This window comes from Microtetraspora glauca (genome assembly GCF_040656155.1).
Lineage (GTDB): Bacteria > Actinomycetota > Actinomycetes > Streptosporangiales > Streptosporangiaceae > Microtetraspora > Microtetraspora glauca.
In genome coordinates, this window is sequence record NZ_JBFALK010000006.1 from 243204 (window position 1) to 268875 (window position 25672).

At 71.5% G+C, this 25672-nt stretch carries 16 protein-coding genes; 7 read left to right on the plus strand and 9 right to left on the minus strand.

Annotation, left to right across the window (positions count from 1 at the left end):
* The first annotated feature begins 158 nt into the window (after nucleotides 1-158).
* Nucleotides 159-1853 (plus strand): glycosyltransferase family 2 protein, encoded by a 1695-nt coding sequence (locus tag AB0I59_RS14100; RefSeq protein ID WP_358132750.1) that lies wholly within the window; start codon nucleotides 159-161, stop codon nucleotides 1851-1853.
* Nucleotides 1854-1910: 57 nt separating this feature from the next.
* Here the strand turns inward: AB0I59_RS14100 and AB0I59_RS14105 are convergent, their stop codons facing one another.
* From AB0I59_RS14105 to AB0I59_RS14115, 3 genes are all read right to left on the minus strand, one after another.
* Complete coding sequence (locus AB0I59_RS14105; RefSeq protein ID WP_358132752.1) at nucleotides 1911-2933, minus strand: hypothetical protein; 1023 nt, start codon at nucleotides 2931-2933, stop codon at nucleotides 1911-1913.
* A gap of 262 nt (nucleotides 2934-3195) precedes the next feature.
* Nucleotides 3196-5037 carry a glycosyltransferase gene (locus AB0I59_RS14110; RefSeq protein ID WP_358132754.1) on the minus strand — a complete coding sequence of 614 codons (1842 nt, stop codon included), beginning with the start codon at nucleotides 5035-5037 and terminating at the stop codon, nucleotides 3196-3198.
* The gene (locus AB0I59_RS14115) at nucleotides 5034-6173 is read right to left on the minus strand and encodes a glycosyltransferase family 2 protein (RefSeq protein WP_358132756.1); all 1140 of its coding nucleotides are present in this window, start codon (nucleotides 6171-6173) and stop codon (nucleotides 5034-5036) included. The genes AB0I59_RS14110 and AB0I59_RS14115 overlap by 4 nt, the downstream gene beginning before the upstream one ends.
* Before the next feature lie 289 nt (nucleotides 6174-6462).
* Between AB0I59_RS14115 and AB0I59_RS14120 the strand changes: the two genes are divergently transcribed.
* From AB0I59_RS14120 to AB0I59_RS14135, 4 genes are read left to right on the plus strand one after another with little or no spacing between them, the layout of a single operon-like run.
* Nucleotides 6463-7569, plus strand: coding sequence for a class I SAM-dependent methyltransferase (locus tag AB0I59_RS14120; RefSeq protein WP_358132758.1), 1107 nt, complete (start codon nucleotides 6463-6465; stop codon nucleotides 7567-7569).
* Nucleotides 7566-9215: a glycosyltransferase family 2 protein gene (locus tag AB0I59_RS14125; RefSeq protein ID WP_358132760.1), complete on the plus strand. Its 1650-nt coding sequence runs from the start codon at nucleotides 7566-7568 to the stop codon at nucleotides 9213-9215. Before AB0I59_RS14120 ends, AB0I59_RS14125 begins: the two co-directional genes overlap by 4 nt.
* Nucleotides 9215-11170, plus strand: a complete 1956-nt coding sequence (locus AB0I59_RS14130) for a glycosyltransferase family 2 protein (RefSeq protein WP_358132762.1) — start codon at nucleotides 9215-9217, stop codon at nucleotides 11168-11170. The genes AB0I59_RS14125 and AB0I59_RS14130 overlap by 1 nt, the downstream gene beginning before the upstream one ends.
* On the plus strand, nucleotides 11167-12912 hold the full coding sequence (locus tag AB0I59_RS14135; protein ID WP_358132764.1) for a glycosyltransferase family 2 protein: 1746 nt from the start codon (nucleotides 11167-11169) through the stop codon (nucleotides 12910-12912). Before AB0I59_RS14130 ends, AB0I59_RS14135 begins: the two co-directional genes overlap by 4 nt.
* Before the next feature lie 30 nt (nucleotides 12913-12942).
* Here the strand turns inward: AB0I59_RS14135 and AB0I59_RS14140 are convergent, their stop codons facing one another.
* From AB0I59_RS14140 to AB0I59_RS14165, 6 genes are all read right to left on the minus strand, one after another.
* Complete coding sequence (locus AB0I59_RS14140; protein ID WP_358132766.1) at nucleotides 12943-13788, minus strand: polysaccharide deacetylase family protein; 846 nt, start codon at nucleotides 13786-13788, stop codon at nucleotides 12943-12945.
* Between the two features lie 62 nt (nucleotides 13789-13850).
* A complete protein-coding gene (locus AB0I59_RS14145) occupies nucleotides 13851-15284 on the minus strand; it encodes a hypothetical protein (RefSeq protein ID WP_358132768.1) in 1434 nt (477 codons plus the stop codon).
* A 73-nt stretch (nucleotides 15285-15357) separates the two neighbouring features.
* Complete coding sequence (locus AB0I59_RS14150) at nucleotides 15358-16638, minus strand: homoserine dehydrogenase (RefSeq protein WP_435830962.1); 1281 nt, start codon at nucleotides 16636-16638, stop codon at nucleotides 15358-15360.
* 14 nt (nucleotides 16639-16652) lie between these two features.
* Nucleotides 16653-18035, minus strand: coding sequence for a diaminopimelate decarboxylase (lysA, locus tag AB0I59_RS14155; protein ID WP_061254913.1), 1383 nt, complete (start codon nucleotides 18033-18035; stop codon nucleotides 16653-16655).
* Between the two features lie 271 nt (nucleotides 18036-18306).
* Complete coding sequence (locus tag AB0I59_RS14160) at nucleotides 18307-18981, minus strand: anticodon-binding protein (RefSeq protein WP_358132772.1); 675 nt, start codon at nucleotides 18979-18981, stop codon at nucleotides 18307-18309.
* A gap of 123 nt (nucleotides 18982-19104) precedes the next feature.
* On the minus strand, nucleotides 19105-21336 hold the full coding sequence (locus AB0I59_RS14165; RefSeq protein WP_358132774.1) for a hypothetical protein: 2232 nt from the start codon (nucleotides 21334-21336) through the stop codon (nucleotides 19105-19107).
* 417 nt (nucleotides 21337-21753) lie between these two features.
* On the opposite strand from AB0I59_RS14165, the gene AB0I59_RS14170 reads away from it, so the two are divergent.
* Nucleotides 21754-23508: an asparagine synthetase B family protein gene (locus AB0I59_RS14170; protein ID WP_358132776.1), complete on the plus strand. Its 1755-nt coding sequence runs from the start codon at nucleotides 21754-21756 to the stop codon at nucleotides 23506-23508.
* Nucleotides 23509-23994: 486 nt separating this feature from the next.
* Nucleotides 23995-25668, plus strand: coding sequence for a maltose alpha-D-glucosyltransferase (gene treS / locus AB0I59_RS14175; RefSeq protein WP_061254917.1), 1674 nt, complete (start codon nucleotides 23995-23997; stop codon nucleotides 25666-25668).
* Nucleotides 25669-25672 lie beyond the last annotated feature (4 nt).

Below are 25672 nucleotides of genomic sequence, written 5' to 3' on the forward strand. Positions count from 1 at the left end.
TACCTGCGGGATCCGCTGTCCAGCTTATGGACATATTTATGGACATGCTGACGAGATACCGGGATTACTGAATGTTCCAGCTATCAGCGAACTACAAGTCAGCTTCGCTAGGGTCGATCCCTAACTTGACTCGACCAGTGACAAGCGAGGAGGGGGTCGTGACGGGCGACGAGACCCGGCCGAGGATTCGGCACAACGACTATTCTCCCCTGACCCCCGCGCCGATCGGCCGGTGGCGTCCCGAGCTGCCGGTCAGCGTGATCATCCCGGCGCACGGTGGCCAGCACCGGCTCGACCTCGCCCTCGCCTCCCTCGCGGCGCAGACCTATCCGGCCCACCTGACAGAGGTCGTCATCGTCGACGACGGCAGCTCGCCGCCCCTGCGATTACCGGAGATCCGCCCGGAGAACACCCGGATGATCGCCACCACGAACGGCTGGGGCCCGGGGCACGCCTTCAACACCGGCGTCGCCGCGACGGAAGGGACGGTCGTGCAGCGCCTGGACGCCGACATGGTCGTCCATCGCGAGCACCTGGAGGCGCTGCTGCGCTGGCACCACCTGACCGACTATCTGGTCACGATCGGCGCCAAGCGGTTCATCGAGGAGCCTCCCGTCACCGCCGCCGAGGTCCACCAGGCCGTCGCCGGGGGCACGCTGAAGCGGCTCTTCGACCCCGACAAGGCGATTCCCAGCACGACGGAGATGACCATCCTCCGCCTGGACGGCCTGCGGAGCAGCAAGAATCCCTACCACGTCTGCACCGGCCCCACTCTTTCCCTCTATCGCACGCTTTTTCGCGAGATAGGTGGATTCGATCAGGAGGTCCAGCGGGGCGAGGACACGGAGCTGGGATACCGGCTGGCCCAGGCGGGGGCGGTCTTCGTGCCGGACCTCGAGGCGCGTGCCGTCCATCTCGGCCTGCCCGCGCAGCGGCGCGACCGCGGAGCGACCGTCCGGGCCGTCGAGCCCTACCTGGCCCATCGCGTGCCGCTGCGCCGTGATCTGCGCAAGGAGCGGGGCCGGCGCTGGCGTGTGCCGTACGTCGAGGTGGTCCTGCGCGTGGCCGAGGCCGGCGAGCGGGAGACACGCGCGGCGGTGAACGCGGCGCTGGACGGGACGCTGCCCGACGTCGCGGTCACGCTGGTCGCGCCGTGGTCCGCGCTGCCCACCGGACGCCATTCCGTGCTGGAGGCCCCGGGCTTCGACTTGCGCATGATTCGGGAGGGATTCCACGACGACCCGCGCGTACGGCTGGCCGAGGACGTGACGCCGAGCGCGGCGCCCGTGCCGTTCCGCTACTCGGGTCCCGTGGACGTGCCACCGGCACCGGCGACGCTGGAGCGGATGGTCAAGGCGCTGCTCGACGAACGGCTCGGCCTGCTCGTGGTCGATTTCCCCGACGGTCGCACCGCGACTCTGGAACGTACCGAAGCCGTCGGCCGGGCCCGCCTGCTGGCCGCACCCGGCGAGCCGCTCGCGGACGTCATCCACCAGACCCACGGCGTACGGCACAGCCCGGCCGGGGACTTCTGGCCCTCGCTCGCGGGACGACCCGCCGTCACACCTGCCCCTTCGCAGGCTCCAGCGAGTGGGGGCCGTCCGCTCGACGGCCGTTCCTCGGGAGCGTCTCCCTCCGAGACCGGGAGATCACAGCCCGCAGAGTCACGGCCTGGCTCACAGCCTGAGTCACGGCCTGGATCAGGGTCCGAGTTGCGGGCGAGCACGGCGTTGTCGGCGGAGACGCGGTCCGCGATGGCCGGGCTCACTCAGGCGTGGACGCCTGGAGGAGCCCGTCGGGAGCGTTCCTGGATCCGGCGGGTGCGCACGGCTCTCCGAAGCCGCTACCTCTGACGCCACCCTCTCCGGCTCACGGGGCTCCATGATCGTGCGGATACGCGGCTTGAACGATCAGTGACCCACCGGCATCGACGCCCCGCCCGGGAGCTCCCACCACGAGCCCTTCGTGAACCCGAAGGAGTCCACCGCGCGCATGGCGCCGGTCCGGATGTCGACGGTCCGCTTCACCGCACCCAGCCAACCGCCCTTGTCCGCGCGGACACTCCAGAACGTGAGTGCGCCGGTGGAATCCCAGAACAGGCTCTGCGCTTTCTCCTTCGGGAAGACTCCGAGGCGGATTCCCTTGGTGAGGGTGCCGGACGCCAGGTCATAGGTGCGCAGACGCCACACGTCCGACCCGACGGTGGCGATCAGTACCACCGTCCTGCCGTCGGCGGCCAGGGCGACCGGATAGGCGTCGGACACCGCCTTCGGCACGATCCGGCTCGCTGTCGTGCGGCCGTCGGCATCGAGGACGGCGAACGTCGTGGGACCGGTGTCGGTACCGGTGCTCCGATCGACGAGCACGTGTTTGCCACCAGGGCTGAAGCTCAGCACCGAGTCGCTTTCGGAGACCGGGAACACCTTGCCGGTCTCGACGTTGGCGACCACGCTCGGGAGCGTGACGGCCTTGTCCTCGTCGCCGTCCTCAAGGTAGGTGACCTCGACGATCGAACCGTCGGGAGACAGCGTGGTGCCGACGTCGTCCAGGGTCAGGCCCCTGGGCGCGGTGGCGGCCGTGCCCGGCAGCGGACGGATCCGGCCACTGCCGACGTCGTGGACCACAAGCCTGCCGTCCTTGACGTAGTGCGCGACACGGCCGTCGGCGCTGATCCCGAGCAACGTTGTCTCGCCCGTATTCCCCTTGATCAGTTTGATGGTCTTGCCGCTGCGCATGACCAGCGTCCATGTGTCGCAGGAGGCTGTGCCCGTGCCGGGCTTCTTGGGGCATTCCGTGAGCCGGGCATACCGGACGGTGTCCGGGGCCGACGGGACTCCCGTGAACGCCTGCGCCTGGGGAGTGATCACGCTGGAGACGGTGGTGACGGTCAGAAACAGCGCGGCGAGACCGCGCTCAGAGCAGTTGCGGCTCATCGGATATTCCTCTCGCTATCCGATCAGATACGACGCGGACGCGAAAAGTTGTGCTTCGCATCGACAGACTTCCCTTCTCCACCGCCCCGGCCGCTTTCCGGGTTCGGCCGCCGCCGTGCTTTCACCCGTCAAGGCCGTACGGAACACCGGCGACCGCGCATGACGGCCGCCGGAAAGCGCGGGAGAGACTCTCCCCTGCCTCATGGGTTCTCGCCGCCTTGCCGCGCGGGCTCTCACCTCGCCACGCGGGCTCTCACAGCAGCTATCGATAGATCACGCGGCGGACGATGGCCTTGATGCTCCGTTTCCGGCGTAGCGAGCCGATCTCCTTGCGCAGGGAGCCGACCTCGCGGCGCAGTTCCACTGCGGATTTCCGCCATTTGGCCGCTTCGTCGCGCCATTTCCCGACCTGGCCGCGTAACCGCTCGACCTCCTTGGTGAGCTTGGCCACCTCGGCCTCCGCCTCCACCCTGGCCCGGTAGGCGCTGCGCCTGCCGACGGGAGCGGGCGCCTCCTCCGCCGGGAGGATGCCGAGAGGGCGTCCGTCGAGCCACACCGCGCCGAACGTGTCCGCCACGGCGTCGTCCAGCGCCTCCTGCGACGTCGCCTCCGCCGACTCGGCGACAGCGGAGACGTCCGGGATGCGGTGGGCGGCACCGTGGGCACCGTCGTGCATGACGTCCTGCGCGGCAGCGTGGGCGGCGTTCTGGGCGGGGTCCACGAGGAAGGCCGCCCGGCTGAACGCCGCCGTGCGCTCCAACCGCGCCACCGCCACGCCGCCGGAGTTCACCGTGGCGGAGTCCGCGGGTCCGGAATCCATCGTGCCGGACTCCGCACCGCCGTCCTCCCCACCGCCGACGGGGCCGATGCCTTCTTCTGCCAGGAGGACGCTGACCAGGCCGAGCGCCCGCTCCTCCATGACGTCGAGGAGCCGCGCCAGGGAGTCCTCTCCGAGTGCCCACCCGGCGGGGACGCGCAACCGGAACGGCGCCGGAGCCCCCGACTCGGTGAACCGTACGCGCGCCTCGTGGGCGTAGTGGCCGCGGACGAGCGTGCGGTCGAGGCACGGATCGGTCAGCGGCGCCCGCCGTTCCCGCACCTCCGGCTCGGGCACTCCGGTCACGGCCACCGCCACGTCGGGGACGGTGCCCGCGAGCGCGGTGTCCACCGTGGCCCGAACGTCCTCGTAGGTGGCGTTCCCGCCGTCCACCACCACCTCGACGTACGGCACGAGCCACTGCCGTGACGGGTGGGAACGGAGCCAGCGGTACTGCGCGACACGGTCGGCGACGAAGGCGTGGCTGACCCGGGTGACCGGGTCCATGTTCCGCATCCGCATCGTCGGGCCGAGGTGGTAGGCCCGGGACCGCGGTTCCGGGATGAACACCGCGCCCGCCTGGGCCAGCCGGTATCCCATCTCGGTGTCCTGGCCGAGCATCAGGTCGGTGTCCATCGGGCCGGCCATCTCGATCAGCCGCCGGCTGACGGAGGTCGATCCCCCGACGTGCAGGCTGTACGCGCGGCGCGCGTCACGCAGTCCACCCGTGCGCTCCACGAGGTCGACGATCCAGCCGTGCGGATCGGCGGGTTCGAAGATCGCGGCCAGCCCGTCGGCGGCCGCGATGTCGGCGGGCCGGGGCGGCGGCACCGTGGTGAACCGCAGGTATCCCGTCACGGAGAGGTAGGGGGCGAGGTGGTGCCAGCGCATCTGCGCCTCGACGGCGTCGCGCTCCAGCACGACGTCGGAGTCCAGCCAGTGGACGACGTCGCCGCCGGAGGCTGCCAGTCCCGCGTTCCTGGCGTCCGCCCGGCCGGGCGTCTCGCACCTGATCAAGCGGGTGCCTGCGGGTCTCAGCTCGGGAAGGCGCAGCGCCGGGGTGGTGCCGTTGTCCACGACCAGGACCTCGGTGAGCTCCGCGGGATAGGTCTGGACGGCGAGCCCGGCCAGCACGAGGTCGAGCTTGTCCTGCCCGCCGTAGGCGGGGATGACGACGCTCACCCGCAGCCGAGGCGTCCAGGACCCCAGCTCGGGGGGCGTGAGGATCGAGTAGTCGTTCCCTCTGATCCGGGGGCGGGCCCCCGTACCGGCACTCTCGTCGATCAATGAGCCCGCTCCAGGATGCGGCTGGGCGTGCGGCCCCGCCATTGGTTGGTCGCGACCTTCAGGAAGTGCGCGAGCGGCAGCCGCCAGGTGTGCTGGGCCGCCGTCGACCGCCGGAGCATGTAGCCGAGGCCGTGTGTCCGGTAGATGCGGGCGCCCGCGGCCTCGGCCGCCTTGAGCATCCCCTCGTCGACCGCGCGCGGCACGGGCGGGAATCCGGTGAAGGCGGCGCGGTCGAGCAGGATGGTGCCGCCCGCGACGTGCCGGTGCCAGACCTCGCTCCTGTAGTCGGTGCGCCTGACGGTGAGGTTCAACGGTTCGAGGTAGAAGAATTCGGCCGTCGTGCCGACGATGTCCGCGCCCGAATAGGACCGGGCGAGCAGCAGGTCGGCGAGATGCTCGGGGCCGTACCAGTCGTCGTCGTCCCATTTGGCGAGGAAGTCTCCGCTCGCGCGGCGGGCCGCCTCGTTGAGCACGTCTCCGAACACGGTCCCTCCGTCCGCCTCGATCACCTCGACGGGGAAGGGCAGTCCCTGGGCCGCCCGCCGTACGACGTCGGCGGGATAGCCGTGGGCGGCGAAGACGACCTCGACGTCCACGTGCCGCTGCCCGGCGATCTGGGCCAGGGCCCACGCCGCCATCGACGGCCTCCTGCTGGCCAGGATCACGCTGACCGTCCCCGTCGTACGGTTCGCGGCGAGGGCGTGGCGGCGGAGCCGTACGCTGTGCTCCTCCCGGCGGAGGTCGGCGACGGAGACACCGGCGGTGTCGGTTTCCGGTTCCAGCCAGCCGGACGAGGTGAGCAGTCCGGCCAGCGCGGGGTCCTCGGCGGCGAGCCACCCCGGCACCGTCTCCGCGTGCAGCGGCACGCCCGCCGCCGCGAGCCGCGTCACGGCGTCAAGGGATCCGATGTCATACGGCTCGGCGCGGGCGGCTCCGGCGAGGTCGGCGTCGCCGCCGTGCGGGGCGCGTTCCGGCCAGGAGAAGCGGATGCCCTTGAACCCGCGCAGCCGCGTCACGGCCTCTCCGATCGGGCCGTCGGGAAAGGGAGTTCCGGCGATGAGCCACCGACTCCCGTCCCAGGTGGCGGCCGCCAGTTCGGCGTCTGCGCAGCTCAGGAACCCCTGGGGGCTCGTCATGGACCGTCCTATCAGCAAACTTTCAGGTATTACCCAAGATTTACCTACAAAGCACCGCTAGAACATACGTATATGCCGAAGATCGGATGATTCCGTACGCTCGGCATCAAAGAATTCCACTAAAGTTGTGACCACAACAGTCCCGTAGATCGATCGGGCACTGTTCCGCGGATCTGCCTCACGGGGCGGCGATCCCGCCGGATTCGCCGCGAGGGGAAGCGGATCCGAGGGGCATGGTCCGGCGCTCGCAGACGAGCTCTGGCGGCGTACCACGGAGGTAGACACCCGCATGCCCACCACCCGTCGGCTCGTCGTGGCCGCCGCGGCGGTCGGTGCGTTGACGCTGGCGGCGTTGACCGTGCTGATCCTGCTGGAGATCCTCGAACTGCTGGCCGGGCTGACGCTCGGCCTCCTCACCTGCGCGCTCGGCCTGATGCTCCTCGTCACCGTCGCCGTACGGCGGCTCGACGGCAAGGCCCTCCGGATCGACGGCCGGGTCAAGCGCCAGGAGGTCGTCCTCACCAAGGTCACGGACGCGCTGACCCGCGTCGCCGGAAGTCTGGACCAGGTCGCGGAGGCGACCGAGGCGCACGGCTCGCGGCGTGAGGAGGACCTGCGCGCGATCCGCGCCTCGCTCGGAGAGGACCGCGTCAACACGATGCTGGTCCGCCAGGAGATCGAGGGGGCCATCAGGGACCTCGGGGCGCTGGTGGACACCCGCCTCGACGGTGTCCAGTCGGCCCTGGCCAGGGAACTCAAGCAGGACTACCGCCAGATCGAGGCGTTCGTCGATCTCCGGTCGCTGATCGAGCCCAGGGCGCCCATGCCCGAGCTGAGAGGGTGGGCGGCCTCCCCCGACCTCATGCGACGGCTCGTGACGCACGTCTGCGAACACCGGCCCGGCCTCATCGTCGAGTGCGGCAGCGGCTCGTCGAGCGTCTGGCTCGGGTACGCCGTGGAACGCTTCGGGCGGGGCAGGGTCGTCTCGCTGGAACATGACGAGCGCTATCTGGCCCTCTCCCGCGACCTCGTGCGGGCGCACGGCCTGAGCCACATCGTCGAGGTACGGCACGCCCCGCTCCGCCCCTGGCGGCGCGGGGAGGAGTCCTGGGACTGGTACGACGAGGAGGCCACGCGGGACCTCGACGGGATCGGGCTGCTCCTGGTCGACGGGCCTCCCACGGCGACCGGGCCACAGGCACGCTATCCGGCGGTCCCCGCGCTGCTGGAGCGGTGCGCCAAGGACGTTTACATCCTCGTCGACGACGCCGCGCGGTCCGACGAACGGGCGGTGATCAGGCGTTGGCTGGAGGAGTTCCCCCTGGAAGCCGCCGACCACACCGCCGACCACAGGGCCGAGAAGGGTCTCGTGACCCTCACGCTCACCGCGCCATGACCGTTCCGCGTATCCGGCACAACGACTACGGCCGACTGCGACCGCCCGCGCCGGGCCGCTGGGAGCCCCGGCTGTCGGTCAGCGTCGTCATCCCCGCGTACGAGTGCCAGGAGGCGCTGGACCGGACGCTCGCCGGGCTGGCCGCGCAGACCTACCCGCGTCACCTGATGGACGTCGTGATCGCCGACGACGGCAGCAGCCCCGCGCTCCGCGTCCCCGCCATCGCCCCGGAGGCCACCCGGATCGTCCGCGTACCCGACGGGTGCTGGGGGCGCGGCTGGGCCAGGCAGACCGGCGCCGCGGCCGCGACCGGCGACGTCGTCCACTGGGTCGACTCCGACATGATCCTGGCGCGCGACCACGTCGAGGCGCACATGCGATGGCACCACCTGGCGAGCTACGTCGTGGTCCACGGCCGGGTCCGTTTCGTCGCCGACGACGTGCCCGCCCCCTCGCCCGAGGCCGTCTTCGCCGCGGAGTACGAAGGGACGGCGGCCTTCGAGGAGGCGAGAGAGCACCACTGGACCACCGAGGTGCTCCGGAAGACCCGGGAGTTGCGCGACGAGGTCAGCGGGGCGTACCGACTGCATTCGGGGGCGACCACGTCGGTACCGGCCCGGCTGCTGAAGGCGGCGGGCGGCGTCGACACGTCGCTGAACATGGCCGAGGACACCGACCTCGGGTACCGGCTCGCGCAGTCGGGCGCCGTGTTCGTCCCCGACTCCGAGGCGCGGGCCTGGCATCTCGGCACGTCCACCGTCATGCGGCGCGAGGATGACGTCCACCGGCACAACTGGTCGTTCCTCGGCGATCTGATCCCCGACCTGCGGTGGCTGCGCCGCCACCCCCGCCGCCAGTGGGCGGTGCCGTACGCCGAGTTGGTGGTCGACGCGTACGGCGCGTCGTACGAGCGGGTCCGGGCGAGCGTGGACGCCGCCCTGGCGGGGACCGTGGCGGACACCTCGGTGGTGCTCCTCGGGCCATGGAACCGGCTGCCCTCCGGGCGCCGCGCGTCGCTCGACGAGCCGATGCTCGACACGCGGCTGGCGTACAACCTGTACGCGCACGAGCCGAGGGTGCGCTTCGCCGAGGCGGCGGCGCGGAGCTGCGCGCCGACGCCGTTCCGGGTGATCTTCCCCGCCGGGTGGGTTCTCGGCCCCGACTCCCTCGCCCGGCTCGTCGAGCTGGCCCAGCGCGACGGGTACGGGCTGGTGTCGGTGGCCCTGGAGGAGACCCCGGCGGGCGTCACGGCGCTCAGGCTGGAACGGACCGCCGCGTTCGCGCGGGCCGCGCTGGTGGCCGAGGGTGAGCTGGGTGGCGCCGCGTCGCCGGACACACCGGTGGGCGAGCGCGGGCCGGGTGGCGCCGCGTCCCTGGACACGCTGGTGGACGAGATGTACGGGTCGATCTGGGTGGCGGCGGCCGAATACGGCATCGTCCCCGACGACCAGGCGGAACCGGTGGGCGGCGACCCGGCGAAGTGGCGGGCGAGCGCGAACAAGTGGCGGTCCGAGGCCACGAAACTGCGGGCGGAGGTGGCCAGGCTGGAGGCCGAACTCCGGCGCGACCGCACCGCCGGCACCGCCGGAGCCGCGGGCGATCCGCCGCGCAGGGGCAGGCTTCTTCGCGAGTTCAGGCGGCGGTGATGTTCGAGCGGATCATCGGGGAGGCCCTTGGGCGCGGCCCCGGCAATCGGATCGCCGTGTACTGCGCGGGCGTCGAGTCGCCGGAGAAGCTCGCCGCCGGCGGCGTACGTCACCTCGTCGACCTCGACGGCGACATAGGCGGCGATGACACCGGCGTCATCGGCGGCGCGCCGTCGCCGGAGGACCAGGTGACGGAGGTGCTCGTGTTGGCGCGCACCCCCACGGACCTGCGCCGCGCGGCCACCATGCACGCGCTGCTGCCCCGCGCCGAGCGGGTCGTCGTGGTCACGGCCGAGACCCCGCACTGGTATCCGGCGCCCGCGCCGTCGCTCACTCCGGCCCACCGCTGGCGCACGCTCGCGGAGTTGCGCGTGTACCGGCCGGCGAGCGGCGCCTGGGCGGTCGACGTCCGGTTCTCCGCCGCGACGCCCGCCGGCCGTACCGTCGCCGCGGCCGCCCGCGCGTTCGCGGGCAACCGCATCGACGGCATCGCGGCACCCGTGGCGGCGCTGACCGGGCCGGGCGCCGCGCACTGGCGGCCCGGGGACCCGAACGCGTCCCTGGTGGCGCCGGGCGGCCCGCTGCCCATCCGCGTCGGCGCGCCGGGAGGGGATCTCGTGCTGCGCACGTCCCTCGCGGACGGCCTTCCCGACTGGTCCGGGGACGAGATCCCCGTGGACCTCCCCGCGCCTGGCGAGCTGAGCTGGGAACGCCTCGGGGAGCCGGGAGGGGCGGTGAGCCTGACCATGGGCTCGGCCGTGGACGTGAACGACATACGGCTGGTGCCCCCGGTGGACGACCGTTCGGTGAACCCGATGGGTTTCGTCACGACCCCCACGCTCGGCCTCGGCCATCTGGAGCTGACCGACGGCCGGTGGAGCGTCGTGCACGCCGGGAAGGTCCTGACCCGCTTCGCCGACTCGGGATGCGTCACCGTCACGGACGTCGCGCGGCTCAGGCAGCTGCGCGGCCTGCGGCTCGACTGGCGGAACGGCCACACGGGGCCGCTGGCCGCCGTACGCGTGGTCGCGTCGCTGGCCGCTGCGGGCGTCCCCATGATCACCGATGAGCCGCCTCCGTGGGCGGGCGCGCTCGGTGACGGGCTCATCGGCCTGCTCCGCGCGGCGACGCCGGACGACCTGGACGACGACCTGCGGCGCGAGGAGCACAGCATCCGGCTGCGCAGGAGAGCGCTCCGCGACCACGGCGTCGAGGCCAGATGGGCGCAGCTCGGCACTCCCGCCCGTCCGCGCCCGCTCACGTCCGTGCTGCTGACCACCCGCCGTCCGGAGATGGTGCCCTTCGCGCTCGGCCAGGCGGCCCGCCAGCGGGACGCGGACCTGGAGGTGATCCTCGCCCTGCACGGGATCCCGCGCGACCATCCGGACGTGGCCTCGGCCGTCGCCGCGTTCGAGCGGCCGATCACGGTCGTGGAGGGCGAGGCGTCGCTCGCGTTCGGCGCGCTGCTCAACCGGGCGGCGGCGCACGCGTCGGGCTCGTTCCTGCTCAAGATGGACGACGACGACTGGTACGGCCCGGACTTCGTGGCCGATCTGCTGCTCGCGCACTCCTACTCCGGCGCGAACGTGCTGGGCACGGCCCTGGAGTTCGTCTACCTGTCGTCGATCGACGTCACCGTGCACCGCGAGCAGGTCACCGAGCAGATCACCAACTTCATCGCGGGCGGAACGATCTTCACCGAACGTACGGCGTTCGACGCGGTCGGCGGCTTCCGCCCGCTCCCCCGCGCGGTGGACACCCAGTTCCAGCACGCCGTGCAGAGCGCGGGCGGGCAGGTCTACCGCACCCACGGCCTGGGTTACGTCCTGCGGCGCGGCCCCGCGTCCCAGCACACCTGGCGCGAGCCGATCGGCACCTTCCTGCAGAAGAACAGGCGGCAGTGGCGCGGGTTCCGGCCGAGCGCCCTCATGGAGTCGCCGGAGGGCACGTCATGACCCCGTCGGCCCCGTTCACCGGTTCTGCCGCTCCGCGGATCCGGCGCAACGACTACGCGGTCCTCGACGTTCCCTCTCCGGGCGCGTGGGAGCCCCGCCTGTCGGTCAGCGTGGTCATCCCGGCGCGGAACTGCCAGGAGGAACTGGATCTCACGCTGGCGGCGCTGGCGGCGCAGAGCTACCCGGACCACCTTCTCGAAGTGATCGCCGTCGACGACGGCAGCGGCCCCCCGCTGCGGCTGCCGCGGATCGCGCCGAGCCGTACCCGCGTCGTGCCGGCCCGTCCCGGTGGCTGGGGCATCGCCTGGGCCCTCCAGACCGGTACGGCTCTCGCCGAGGGCGACGTCGTCCATCGCGTCGACGCGGACATCCTCCCTTACCGCGATCATGTCGAGTCGCACATGCGGTGGCACCACCTGGCCGACTACCTGGTCGTCCTCGGGACGCTGCGGTTCGCCGACGTGACGGGCGGGCTGCCCTCCCCCTCGGACGTACGGAACGCGGTGGACGCGCGGGACGAGGACGCGCTGTTCGACCTGCCGTCCAGCGCGGCGCACGACTGGTGGGAGGAGCTCGTCGACCAGTACGACGGCTTCAGGAAGGCCCCCAGCGCGGTCCTGCACCGCATCCACGTCGGGGCGACGGTGTCGCTTCCCGCGGACCTGCTGCGTACGGCGGGCGGGCTGGACACGTCGCTGGTCCTCGCCGAGGACACCGACCTGGGATACCGGCTCACCCAGACCGGGGCCGTGTTCGTTCCCGACCGAGCCGCCCGGAGCTGGCATCTCGGCAGGCCGACCGCCATGCTGCGCGGCGACGAGGTCCGGCGGTACAACTCGCCGTTCATCGCGGACCGCATCCCCTATCGGCGGTTCCTTCGCGTCGAGGGCGGGCGGCAGTGGCTCGTGCCGTACGTCGAGGTGCTCGTGGACGCGTCGGCGGGGGGCTACGAGCGCGTGTCGGGGACCGTCGACACGGCGCTCGTCAGCACCCTTCCCGACGTCCAGGTGACCCTGACCGGCCCGTGGGACACCCTGGAGAACGAACGGCGGGCGCCGCTGGACGACCCGCGGCTCGACCTCCGGCTCGTCCAGGGCCGGTACGCGAACGACGGGCGGGTCCGCTTCGCGGTGTCCGCGCCGCCCACGGCGGCCCCCGCGCCCTTCCGGCTGATCTGCCCGCCCGGCTGGGGCGTCGCGGCCGACACCCTGGACCGCCTGGTCAAGCACGCCGACGAGGGCGACCTCGGGCTGCTGTACGTGGCGCTGGACGAGGACGCCGACGGCGTACTGTGCGCCCGCCTGGAGCGGACGGCGTCCGTCGCGCGGGCGACGCGCCTGGTCAAGGACGGCGAGAACCTCGACGACGTGATCCACGAGACCTTCGGGTCCGAATGGCTCGACGGGGAGACCTGGGGCTTCACCCGGCTCGACCCGGCGGACCGGCTTCCCCGGAGCAGCCGCAACACCGAGGCCGCCTACTGGAAGGCCCTGGCCGTCCAGCGCAAGATCGACGGCGGGCGGTTGAAGTCGCGTCTGACGGCCCTCGAAAAGGAGATCGCCAAGCTGCGGAAGGAAGCCTCGAAGGGCAAGGGGGACACCGCGCGCTGGCGGGCCAAGGCGGAGCAGTGGCGGGTCGAGGCGGTACGGCTACGGCGCGAGCGGGATCTGACCATCCTGCGCCGGGCGGCCAGGAAGGCGCAGAACCTGCTCCGCAACCGCGACGAACCCCCATCACGCTGACATCCGGCCCGCCGATACCGCGCGCACGTCCTACGGGGTGACGCTTTCGGCGGGCACCGGGCGCACCTTGCCGCCCGTCACGTCCGCGATCGTGCGCACCGCGGTGCCTCGGCGCTCGCGCGTGGCCAGCCAGCCGAGGAACTGGTCGAGCACCTTCGTGCGGACCGAGTAGGAGCCGCATCCCTTCGCGCACACCATGTGGAAGGCGAGCGGGAGCAACCCGCCGCCGTTCTGCTCGGCACGGATCACATACCGCTTCATATCCGCGAGGCTCGTGTCGTCGTGCACCGATCCCGGCGTACGGATCTCATAGACCCTCTCGGGACGGGCCGGCTCGGCCACGACGCAGCCGCCGCAGGGCTTCATGGCGATGCCGCCGATCGTCCGCGCGGCGTTGTAGCCGCAGTCCCTGGCGGCCTGCCGGGCGCTCGCGTCCACCGCGCCGTACGGGTAGGCGAAGGTCCGCACCCGGTAGCCCATCCCGAGCAGGGCGCGCCGGTCGGAGCAGATCGTCGCCGCCTGCTCGTCCGGGCCGAGGTCGGTCAGCCGCTCGTGGTTCACGGTGTGCCCGCCGATCTCGTGGCCGGCCTTGGCGATCGCGCCCAGCTGGGCGCGGGTGAGCTTGCCCTTCTTCCCGAGGTCGCCGCTGTTGACGTAGAAGGTGCCGCGAAGCCCGTGCCTCTCCAGCAACCGCGCGGCCATCGCGTGGCTGCGGTCACCGTCGTCGAACGTGAGGGCGACGACCAGCTCGGGTGTCCTCGTCGTACGGGGCTTGGGGCGCGGCTCGGCCTGCGCGGCGGGCGCGTGCGGCAGCGTCGCGAGGACGAGCAGCGACACCAGCGACGACAGGCACAGCGTTCTCCCCAGGACCCTCATCGTGCGGACCTCCCCACAGGCGTTCCCGGACAGGAGATCTAGTTTGCCCTACTTTGAATGGCTTATGGGCGAATGTAGGTGCTCCACGTGGGCTCGGAGCCGTTCTTGCGGAGCACGAACCGCTGCCACTTCTCGGCTCCGATCGGGGGACGCTTCTTGGTGAGCACCGCGTAGACATGGCCCGGCTCCCGCTCGGGCAGGTCGTCCACCGACTCCCCCGCGCGCAGCGCGAGCGAGTCGCACCTGGCGATGAACGCCGCCGCCGGATTGACCTCCAACTGCCCGACGAGCGTGCACGGCTTGCGGACTCCGCGCTTCATCATGTCGCGCACCACGGCCGCCTGGTAGTTCCGTTCCTTCGCCTCGTCACCGGCCACCCGCGTCAGGGCGCCCCACTGCACCACGACGTGCGCCGCCAGGACCGCCGCCACCAGGATCGGCGCCACCGGCGCGGAGGCGGGTGACGCCCCACGGCTTCCCGCGAGGCGGACCAGGAACTCGGCGGCCGGGATCGCCAGCAGCGCGTACACCGGCAGCAGGAAACGGGAGGCGCTGTAGTCCAGCAGGAAGAGGTACGGCACGGCGACGCAGAACCCGGTGAGCGCGGCCACGGCGTGCGCGCGTTTCCTCGCGGCCACCACGCCGCAGACGGCCAGCACGGGCAGCACCAGCCACCAGAGCGCGAGATGCGGATCCTCAAGCGTGGGCGTGCACGGGCGGCAGAACGCGGGCCCGTTGGCCGTCTTGAACTGGTACAGGAAGCCCGGGGCCGGGGATATGCCGCCCTGGATCTCACCCGCCGCCCGCCAGCGGGCGATCGGCCCGCCGAAGTCCGTGTACGCCTCGATCACCCAGGGGACGAAGCCCGCCGCCACGGCCCCGGCGAGCAGGGCGATCGACCGGAGGTTCCTGCGCGCCACGGCCGCCAGCCCCAGGGGCAGGGCCAGCCACAGCGCGTCACCGGGCCGCAGCAGCGTGACGCCGGCGACCGCCAGAACGAGCCCGGCCCGGCAGAGCCATGCCCTCCGGCCGCTCGGACGGCGCTCCCCGGAGCCTTCCAGGAGGAGGAAGCACCCGGTCGCCAGCAGGCAGCCGTAGGCCACGTACAGGTTCGGCATGACCTGCGGGCCGTACCACACCGTGACCCACAGGGTGGCGAACAGGCCCGAGGCCAGCGCCAGAACGCCTCTGCGCAGGATCGCGCACCAGGGCAGGAACGCCAGGAAGAAGCCGGCGCCGGACACGGCGATCATCCACAGCCTGATGGCCGCGGGATCGACGGTGAACCGCACGACCGGCGCGACCAGCCAGGTGACGCCCCTGGCGCGCGGAGCGCTGAAGACGGCGTCCGGCACGCCGGGGGCGGCCTGGCTGGTGTAGACCGCCTCGTCCCATTCCAGTGGCAGGTCGTGCGGCACGGTGAGGAGCTGGATGACGACGTACGCGAGCGTGATCACGGCGAGCACCGTCGGTGCGCGCTGTGACCGCGCGGCCACAGCGCTCACTCTGGACCCGTTTGTACGGATATCGGCGATCACGTTGGGAGCATAGGTGAACCCCGCCCTGCGATCAGGGCGTCTCGTCTCCTTCGACGCGCATCACACCGGCCACCGCGCGGACGATGTCCATCTCGCGCAGGCTCTCGATCGTGGCCGAGAGAGCGGCGTCGCTGGCACGGTGCGTCACGAGGACGAGCTGGGCGTCGTCGCCCCTGCCCTCCTGGCGGACGGTCTGGATGGACACGTCGTGCTTGGCGAAGATGTCGGCCACCCTGGCCAGGACACCCGGCTTGTCCGCCACGTCCAGGGAGACGTGGCAGCGGGTGACACTCTCGCCCATCGGGTGGACCCGCAGGTCGGCGTAGGTGGACTCCTCGGGACCCCGGGTGTTCGCGATGCGGTTGCGCGCCACCGCGACGATGTCGCCGAGCACCGCCGAGGCGGTGGGAGCGCCACCGGCGCCGGCGCCGTAGAACATCAGGCGGCCGGCCGACTCGGCCTCCACGAACACCGCGTTGTACGCCTCGCGGACCCCGGCGAGGGGGTGCGACCTCGGGATCATCGCGGGGTGGACGCGGACGCCCACGGAACGGCCGTCGTCGGAGCGCGCGCAGATGGCGAGCAGCTTGATGACGTAGCCCATGGCCTTGGCCGAGGCGACGTCGGCGGCGGTGATCTCGGTGATGCCCTCGCGGTGCACGTCGGCCGCGGTCACCCGGCTGTGGAAGGCGATCCCCGCGAGGATCGCCGCCTTGGCCGCCGCGTCGAAGCCCTCGACGTCGGCGGTCGGGTCGGCCTCGGCGTAACCGAGCGCCTGGGCCTCCTCCAGGGCGTCGGTGAACGAGGCGCCGCTGGAGTCCATCTTGTCGAGGATGTAGTTGGTGGTGCCGTTGACGATGCCGAGCACCCGCTGCACCCGGTCACCGGCCATCGACTCGCGGAGCGGGCGCAGCAGCGGGATGGCGCCCGCGACGCTGGCCTCGAAGTACAGGTCGGCGCCGTTCTCGCGGGCGGCGCGGTGGATGGTCGCGCCGTCCTCGGCGAGCAGCGCCTTGTTGGCGGTGACCACGGACTTGCCCGAGGCCATCGCCGCGAGGATCAGTGACCTGGCCGGCTCGATGCCGCCGATCACCTCGACGACGATGTCCACGTCGTCGCGTGTCACCAGGCTCTCGGCGTCGGTGGTGAGGAGGGCCGGGTCGATCTCGGCGTCCCGCTTGCGGCCCGGCTTGCGCACCGCCACGCCGACGAGCTCCAGCGGAGCGCCCACACGGGCGGCGAGGTCGCTCTCCTGCTCGCGGAGGAGCCGGACGACCTGCGAGCCGACGACCCCGCAGCCGAGCAACGCGATTTTCAGAGGTTTAGTCACAGTTGTCCCCTCAGGAGGTCGTCCTCGGTCTCCCGGCGCACGATGACGCGCGACTGGCCGTGGGACACCGCCACCACGGCCGGCTTGGGCAGGTAGTTGTAGTTGTTGGCGAGCGAACGGCAGTAGGCCCCGGTCCCCGCCACGGCGACGAGGTCGCCGGGTGTGAGGTCGGCGGGGAACCACAGATCGCGCACGAGGATGTCGCCGCTCTCGCAGTGCTTGCCGACGAGGCGGGAGAGCCTCGGCTCCGCGTCGCTCTCACGCGAGGCGAGGACGGCCGTGTAGTCGGCGCCGTACAGGGCGGTGCGGATGTTGTCGCTGATGCCGCCGTCGACGCTGACGTAGCTGCGCAGGCTCTCCACGTCCTTGACCGTGCCGACCTCGTAGAGCGTGACTCCGGCGAGCCCGGCGATGGACCGGCCCGGCTCGACGGTCAGCCGGGGCACGGGCAGGCCGGCCGACTCGCACACCTTCACCACGATGTCGCGCAGACCGTCCGCGATGATCTTTACGTCGAGGACGTCGTCGCCGTGCACGTACGGGATGCCGTAGCCGCCGCCGAGGTCGAGCTCGGGGAGGACGACGCCGTGCTCCTCCTTGATCTCGACGAGCAGGGCGGCGAGGCGGCGCGCCGCGACCTCGAACCCGGCCGTGTCGGTGATCTGCGACCCGATGTGGGAGTGCAGGCCGACCAGTTCGAGCTGGGGCAGCGCCAGGATGCGGCGGACGGCCTCGGCGGCCGCGCCGCTGCTCAGCGACAGGCCGAACTTCTGGTCGTCGTGCGCGGTGGCGATGAACTCGTGCGTGTGGGCCTCGACGCCCACGGTGACACGGATCATGACCTTGGGCCGGGTGCCGTACTTGTCCGCGAGGAACCCGAGGCGGGCGATCTCCTCGTACGAGTCGACGACGATGTGACCGACGCCGACCTCGACGGCCCGCTCCAGCTCGGCGAGCGACTTGTTGTTGCCGTGCATGGTGATGCGCTCGGGGGGGAAGCCCACGCTGAGCGCGACCGCGAGCTCACCGGCGCTGCACACGTCGAGGCCGAGGTCCTCCTGCTGGATCCAGCGGGCGACCTCCTTGCACAGGAACGCCTTGCCCGCGTAGTGGACCTCGCCGTCGTGGAACGCCGCGCGGAAGTCGCGACAGCGGGACCGGAAGTCCTCCTCGTCGACGACGTAGAGCGGCGTGCCGTACTGCGCCGCGAGATCGCGCACGTCCACGCCGCCGATCGTGATCGCGCCGTCGATCCGGCCGGACGTTCGCGTCCAGATCGCCGGGTCGAGAAGGTTCAGGTCAGCGGGAACGTACGGCGGACGTTCCTCGGGCAGCGCTTCGGCATACCCGTCACCGGCGGAATGGGCGAATCGGCTCACCCGAACGAGGCTATCCGACCCCACCGGCACAGCGAGACGGATGACCAACTGGCGAGACACGCGACTATATGAAATGCGGAAATTCCATCGTTCCAACGAAAAATTCGTTGGAAAGCCTCGAAGATGACGAACCTCCTTTTCCGCGGCTCGGGAGCGCCCTCCCTCCCCCCGCGAGCTTCCCGACCGCCTCCGCCCCCGCCCCCGGCCGCGACGGCGATCATCCATCCGGTACGTCGCCGAGGAAGCACGGGCGAGCCGGCGCCCGACACCGTCACAACCGCTCGGGCAACTCGGGGGTGAGCACCGCGACGAGAACGGTCCGCACCGCCGTCGCCAGCCAGAGCCTGGCGGTGTGGACGCCGGTCACCGGCCGATCTCCCACGGGAACGGCCGGGGCGTGCTCATGGGCGTCGTGATAGGCGAGCGCGAGCTGCCCGGCGTACGACTCCCAGGCCGGGTCACGACCGGCCGCGCGCGTCGGGAGCTCGGCGAGCAGCCGGAGCACCGCCCGATCGTGCGGATCGTCCAGCAGCTCGGGCCGGAACCCCTCCTCCGGGACGCCGAGGTCACGCGCCCACCGCTGTACGGCCGCCGCCCGCGCGTGCGCGTACCGGACGACGAACCCGGGGTTGTCCCACGTACGGGGGAAGTCCGGGGCGAGAGCGGCACGCTCCCGGATCTCGGGTGGCCCCTTCCGCACGATCTCGCGGACGACCTCACCCGGACGGCCGACCGTGATCAGCAGGAAGCCGTCCGGCCGGACCCTGACCTCCTCGACGCCGCCGTGTCCGCGAAGCCGTACCGCGATCTCCTCGGCGACCTCGCGCGGCGGCCGTCCGGACGCGGTCCGGAACGCGACCGGCGAGCCGTACACCGCCTCCCGCGCCCACGAGCCCAGGGGGACGGGCGGCGCGCCGATCAGTTCGGCAAGCTGGTCAGGGGTCACCTCCGCAGCGTAGGCCGCCGGGGAGCGTCCGATGGAGCGTCCGATGGAATGCCGCGGAATGCCGCCGCTCACGGCCCCAGCCCCCGCCAAGCTGACGCGCGCCCGAGTGGGGGCAGCGGGTGGTCAGATCAGGGCGACGGGCTCCGGGGGGAAGTACCCCTGGAGCCGGGCGGAGCCGAGCAGGCGGCCGACCGCGGACTCGCGTACGCAGACGTAGGAGTACCGGTCACCGGAGTACACCCGCACACCGTCGGCGCGGCACTGCCGCATGAGCACCTCGTCCCATTCGTCGGAGACGTCGGCGAAGCCCAGGTCGGCGAGCACCTGGCGGCGGCCGAGCAGCGTCCCTCCACCGACCTCGGGCAGGAACCTGTGCTCCGCGCCCGGCTGGCGGAGGAGTGTGGCCCCCGACTCGGGCAGGTGCGCGTAGAACGACGCCTTCCCGACGATCTCGGCGTCGGTCGAGCCGAAGTAGCGGACGAGGTCGGACAGGTAGTGCTGGCCGTACACGTCCCGGGGGTCGACGACGGCGACGTAGTCGCCCTCGGCGAGCCGCAGCGCCCGGTCGAGCGCCGCACCGCGTGTCATCGGGACGTCCGCGACCCGGATGACGAGATCCTGCAGAACGCCCTGCGGGAGAGCCGGGCCGTCGGCCGGGTTCGCGGTGTCGCCGGTGACCCCGCCCGCGCCTCCGGCGCCGGAGGCGACCGATACGGCGGTCTTGAGCGGCGTGAGGATCTGGCGGGCGCTCTTCTCGACCAGTCCGGCGTCCACGCCCTCGGCGACGATGACGAGCTGCCCGGGTACGTGGGCCTGGCGTGCGACCTGGTCCAGGAGATGCTCCAGCTCGGCCTCGCCGTACACGGCCGCGATGACGGAGACGGTGCCGCTGTTGCGGACGTTCGGCAACCCGACCACGTCGAACACCGGGTCGAGCAGCGGGGTGACGGGAACGGTCCTGCGCCAGCCGAGATGGGCTTCGCGGTCGAGACCCCCGGCGTCCGCGAGCAGCGCCTCCGCCTGCGCGACCGTCACCTCCGGTTTGACGCCCGCGGCCAGCCGGAGCACGGGCGTGGCGCAGGCGGCGATCTCGGAGATGACGCGCGCGTCCGCGTCGGCCACGGCGACGACCAGCCCGGCCCGGCGATACGCGGTCAGGACGTCGTCATAGGACGTCTTGTCGTCGTCGTCCTGGCCGGGCAGCGGCTGCCAGACGCGCCCGCCGTGGAAGGACTCCGCGCCCTGCGGCTGCGGAGGGCCTCCGGCGGGGGCGGCACCGGCCCCCGCCGGAGCCTGAGCGGCGCCCGCCGGAACCTGGGCCGCGTCCGCGTCGGGCGCCTCGGCCGGCCGCGCGAGCGCGGGGAGGGCCACCGCGCCCAGCGTGAAGACCTCGGACGTACGGCCGCCGACGGCCGGGATCGGGTTGTGCACACGCGGCTGGACGGCAAGCGGCAGGATGCCGACCCTGTCGTGGCGCAGGGCGGCCTTCCATTCCCGGGCACGGGCCTCGGTCGTCGTCAGGACGTACTCGAAGTGCTCCGCCGCCGGGACCGCGCGCGAGATGGGGCCGCCGGAGTGCCAGAAGACGGTCTTGACGCCGCGCTTGCGACAGGCCTCCACGAGATCCCGCAGCGCCCGCGACTCTCCGGCCAGGGCCTCCAGCCAGCGGCCGCCGTTGCCCTGCCGGGGGCCGGGCCGTACGGACTCGACGAAGAGCAGGTGCGGCTGGTGCTGGTCGAGCATCGCGGCCCAGTTCTCCGGGCCGAAGTTCGTCACCTGCCGCCACTCGTAGCGCAGCAGCGCCTCGGTCTGCCGGTCCACGATCGCGGCGACGGTGAGGTACGGCCTGGCCAGCGGCCCCTTGGGTACCTCGAAGCCCTCGGCCATGGGAGCGGAGACCCGCGGCGCGTTCGGATCGGGCACGGCGGCGGTCGCCGGGGCCTCGGAGACCTCGGGAAGCTCCGGCTTGAAGTCCGAGCGCTTGGGCGCGGGCCGCTTCTTCACCGGTTCCTTCAGGGTCTTGGCGACCGTGCCGGGATTCTTGGTGTGCAGCGCGTCCCCCAGCTTGAGCCAGCGGCTGTCCTGCACCGACGCGAGCTTCCAGTTGGCGACCTCGGTCTGGTAGCGCTGTTCGGCCAGGTGCTTGGCGAGCTGGGTGTTCTGCCGTTCGGCCGTCCTCGCCCGGACCTCCGCCTCCCGCATCCGCGTCAGAGCCTCGGCCTCCGAGCGCGCCGCCTCGTCGAGCCGCCGCTGGTAGTCGGTGAGCAGCCGGGCCAGCTCCGCCGCCCCGGCGGCCTCCTCGACGGCCTGCGCCAACGCGCGCTTGACGCTCTCGAGGTCGCTCGTCTCGCTCATGGGTCACTCCGCGGTAGTCCGAAAAGGCGCAAGCCACAATATTCGCAGATCACCCGGATCGATCTCCGCTCCTCGAAGCGCACCGGAACCGCCGGCGCCGCTCGCCCCGGCGCATCCGGTGATCCACCCGCTCACCTGGGACCGATGAGCCACAGATCGCGCGTCGGATGCGCCGTCGAGTGGCGACGGACACGCCATGGAGTCGGCGCCCATCTGTCCATCCACCTGTCCGTCCACCTGTCCGGACGCGCCTCGGCCGATTCCGGGAGGGATTCGTCCTCATGAAGATCGCGGTGAGTTAGCCGTGGGAGATCGCCGGACCCGCGTGACGGGTGGCGGCGTCGCGGGTTTCGCGCGTCGTCTGTTGGGGGCGCGGATCCGTAGACTCTCCGGTCGAGGTAGAAGGAGGGCAAACCGGTGCGCAAAGGTGAGTGGCCGCGATACCAGGCCAGGCCGTACGTGTGTGGTGCCATCGGGCCCTTCGACCCCGCCAGGCTGGACGTCCTCGCCCGCTCCGGCCCCGACGTCCGCGTCGTGCACCGCGCCCAGGAGGCGGCACTCCTCAGCTCGGCGCCCATCACGCCGTACGGCCCGCGGACCACGGCGGGAGACGGCGCGGGAGACAACCTGGGAGGCGGCCGGGAACGCGCGGTCGCGGGCGTATCCGGCCCGGCGGCCTTCGCCTGGGGCGGGCGGGGGGCGTTCGCGGGCGCGCCGTCCGGGACGGGTGCGCGTCCGGGCTGGCTGACCGTCGCCGAGACCTACGAGACGCCCGGCCTCATCGACGAGCCGGACGACGTGACCCTGCACACCGGGGCGTTCGGCCTGGACGACGTCTACTACCTGACCGACGGGGACGCGATCTACTTCGCGGGTCTCATCGAGCCCCTGCTGGCCCTGGCGCGCACGCCGTACGAGGTGAACTGGGACGCCTGGGCCGCGATCCTGAAGCTGACCTATCCACTGCTGGAGGACACTCCGTACCGGCAGATCAAGCGGTTGCCCGGCTCCTCCGCGCTGATCTGGTCACGGAAGGACCGGCGGGCGCGCGTGGACCGGGCGGCCCCGCGCTGGGTGCGCGAGGAGCCGTTCGACCGGGGCGTGACGGGCGGTGACCTGGTCGCGCTGCTGCACGACGCGCTGAAGCCGTACGACAGCGTCCTGGTTCCGGTGAGCGGCGGGTACGACTCGCGGCTCCTGGCCAGCATCGCGGTGGCCAGGAAGATGGACGTCGAATCGTGGACGACCAGTCCGGACGACGGGCTGGACAACGACATCGACTTCGCCCGGTACATCACCCGCGAGCTCGGCCTTCCGCACCGGATCGTCCCGCAATATCCGGAAAAATACCCGGAAGAGGCGCTGTGGGCGGCGCGACGGCTCGAGTACCTCACCAGCCACCACGCCTGGTACTCCCCGTTCGCCCGCGAGGTCCACCGTGCGGGGAAGCCCGTGGTGGACGGCCTGGCCGGCGGACCGCTGATGAAGAACTTCCTCATCACCGCCGACGCCGTGGACGCCGGGACCGGCGCCTCCCGCCGCGAGGCGCTCCTGGCCGCGCTGGCGACCGGCGAGCCGCACCTGCCCGTGCTCGGCGAGTCCGCCCTGGCCTGGATGGACGACCGGGTCCGTACGGCCTTCGCGCGGGCGACGTCGATGCTGCACGGCCACCGCTCCGAGTTGCCGCTGAGCGTGCTGCACACGCGCACCGCCCGGGGCATCGCCCGTTCGCCGGTCAACCTGGTGGGTCCCGAGGCCACGCCGGTGTTCCCGTTCCTGCACCCGGAGTTCTTCGACGCGGCGCTCTCGGTGTCGGTGACCCGCAAGGAAGGCGGCAGGTTCTACCGGGAGATCCTGAAGGCGGCCGATCCCAAGGTGGCGGCACTGCCGTCCACGAACGGCGCGCTCCCCCACCGCCGGGTGCCGCTGCGTTCGAACGGCCCGGTCGCCCGCGAGTGGAACCACCGCATGCTGCTGCGGGCCGCGACCGTCCCCGGCCTGATGTCGCCCCAGATGCTGGAGGTCGTCTCCCAGGGGCCCGACGCCCTGGCGTCGTTCGGCTCGTGGAACTCGCGGTTCTGGCTGCGCGGCCTGGTGTTGTTCGGGGCGTGGCTGAGCGACTACGAGGACGTCCTCGGCGATCTCACTCCCCCGTGGTCCCCGCAGGGATGAGGCAGGCGCTCGGGCCCGAGCACCCGGCATGACCGTCCCCGCTCCGCACAAGTCGGATCAGCGACAGTGAGGTAACTGCGCGCGACCGCGCGGCAACAGACGAAAAGCACTTGTCAGGACGGAGTAACGACTCCTTGTCAGAGCCGGGTGGGTGGTAGTTTCTTGTTATGTATATGGCATGAGCTGGCATACAGCTGCGGAGTGTGACCAGGCCACCCCACCCCTTCCCTCATCAAGCGAGACCAGATGAACGCTGCTTCGCCATGCCCGGAATCCGTTTCCGAGGCTGCCGGCGATCTCACCTCGGAGATCACGGCGCCCAGCAACCTCATCCCGGCTTCAGAGCCGACTGCCGAGACCGCGAGCGACGGCGCCCCCGTGCCCGCTCGCGGGACCTCCAGTCATGGCACCCTCATGCCGACTTCCGAGATCGCGCGTCATGGCGATCTCATGCCGACTTCTGAGATCGCGCGTCATGGCGATCTCATGCCGACTTCTGAGATCGCCGACGACTTCACCTCCCAGGACCCCCACTGGTACAAGCGGGCGGTCTTCTACGAGGTGCTGGTACGCGGTTTCAAGGACTCGAACGGCGATGGCACCGGCGACCTGCGCGGGCTCATCGAGAAGATGGACTACCTCAAGTGGCTGGGCGTCGACTGCCTGTGGCTGCTGCCGTTGTACGAGTCGCCGCTGCGCGACGGCGGATACGACATCTCCGACTACCTGAAGATCCTCCCGGAGTTCGGCGACCTCAGCGACTTCATCCAGATGATCGAGGCGGCCCACGAACGCGGCCTTCGTGTCATCACGGACCTGGTCATGAACCACACCAGCGACAAGCACCCGTGGTTCCAGGCGTCCCGGCACGACCCCGAGGGCCCCTTCGGCGACTTCTACGTCTGGACGGACGACCCGACGCGGTACCCCGACGCCCCGATCATCTTCATCGGCGCCGAGGAGTCCAACTGGACCTACGACCCGGTCCGCGGGCAGTACTACTGGCACCGGTTCTTCCACCACCAGCCGGACCTCAACTACGACAACCCGGACGTGCAGGAGGCCATGCTGGAGGTCCTGCGCTTCTGGCTCGACCTCGGCGTCGACGGGTTCCGGCTGGACGCCGTGCCGTACCTCTTCGAGAGTGAGGGCACCTCCTGCTCCGGGCTGCCCGAGACGCACGCGTACCTCAGGCGGGTACGCGCCGAGGTGGACCGGCTCTACCCCGACCGGGTGCTGCTGGCCGAGGCGAACGGCTGGCCGGAGGACGTGGTCGAGTACTTCGGCGACCCCACGACCGGGGGCGACGAGTGCCACATGGCCTTCCACTTCCCGCTCATGCCGCGCATCTTCATGGCCGTGCGCAGGGAGAACCGGGAGCCCATCTCGGAGATCATGTCGCGCACGCCGAAGCTCCCGGAGAGCGCCCAGTGGGGCATCTTCCTCCGCAACCACGACGAGCTGACGCTCGAGACGGTCACCGAGGAGGAGCGCGACTACATGCACGCCGAGTACGCCAAGGACCCGCGGATGCGGGCCTACCTCGGCATCCGGCGCCGCCTGGCCCCGCTCCTGGAGAACGACAGGGACCAGATCGAGCTGTTCACCGCGCTGCTGCTCAGCATGCCGGGCTCGCCGGTCATGTACTACGGCGACGAGATCGGCATGGGCGACAACATCTGGCTGGAGGACCGCGACTCGGTCCGCACGCCGATGCAGTGGAGCCCGGACCGCAACGCCGGGTTCTCCCAGGCCGACCCCGGCCGGCTGTACCTCCCCGTCGTGATGGACCCGATCTACGGGTACCAGTCGGTCAACGTCGAGGCCCAGCTGAAGAGTGAGTCGTCGCTGCTCCACTTCACCCGCCGCATGCTGCAGATCAGGCGGGAGCACCCGGTGTTCGGCACCGGCGAGTACATCGAGCTGTGGTCGCCGAACCCCAGCGTGCTGGCCTTCCTCCGCGAGGAGGGCGGCGACCGGATGTTGTGTGTCAACAACCTGTCCAAGCATCCCCAGCCTGTCGAGCTCGACCTGCGCAGGTTCACCGGGATGACCCCGGTCGAATGCCGGGGCGGCGTCCCGTTCCCCGTCATCGGCGAGCTGCCGTACCTGCTGACCCTCCCGGGTCACGGCTTCTACTGGTTCTCGATCCGCCCCTGAGCGG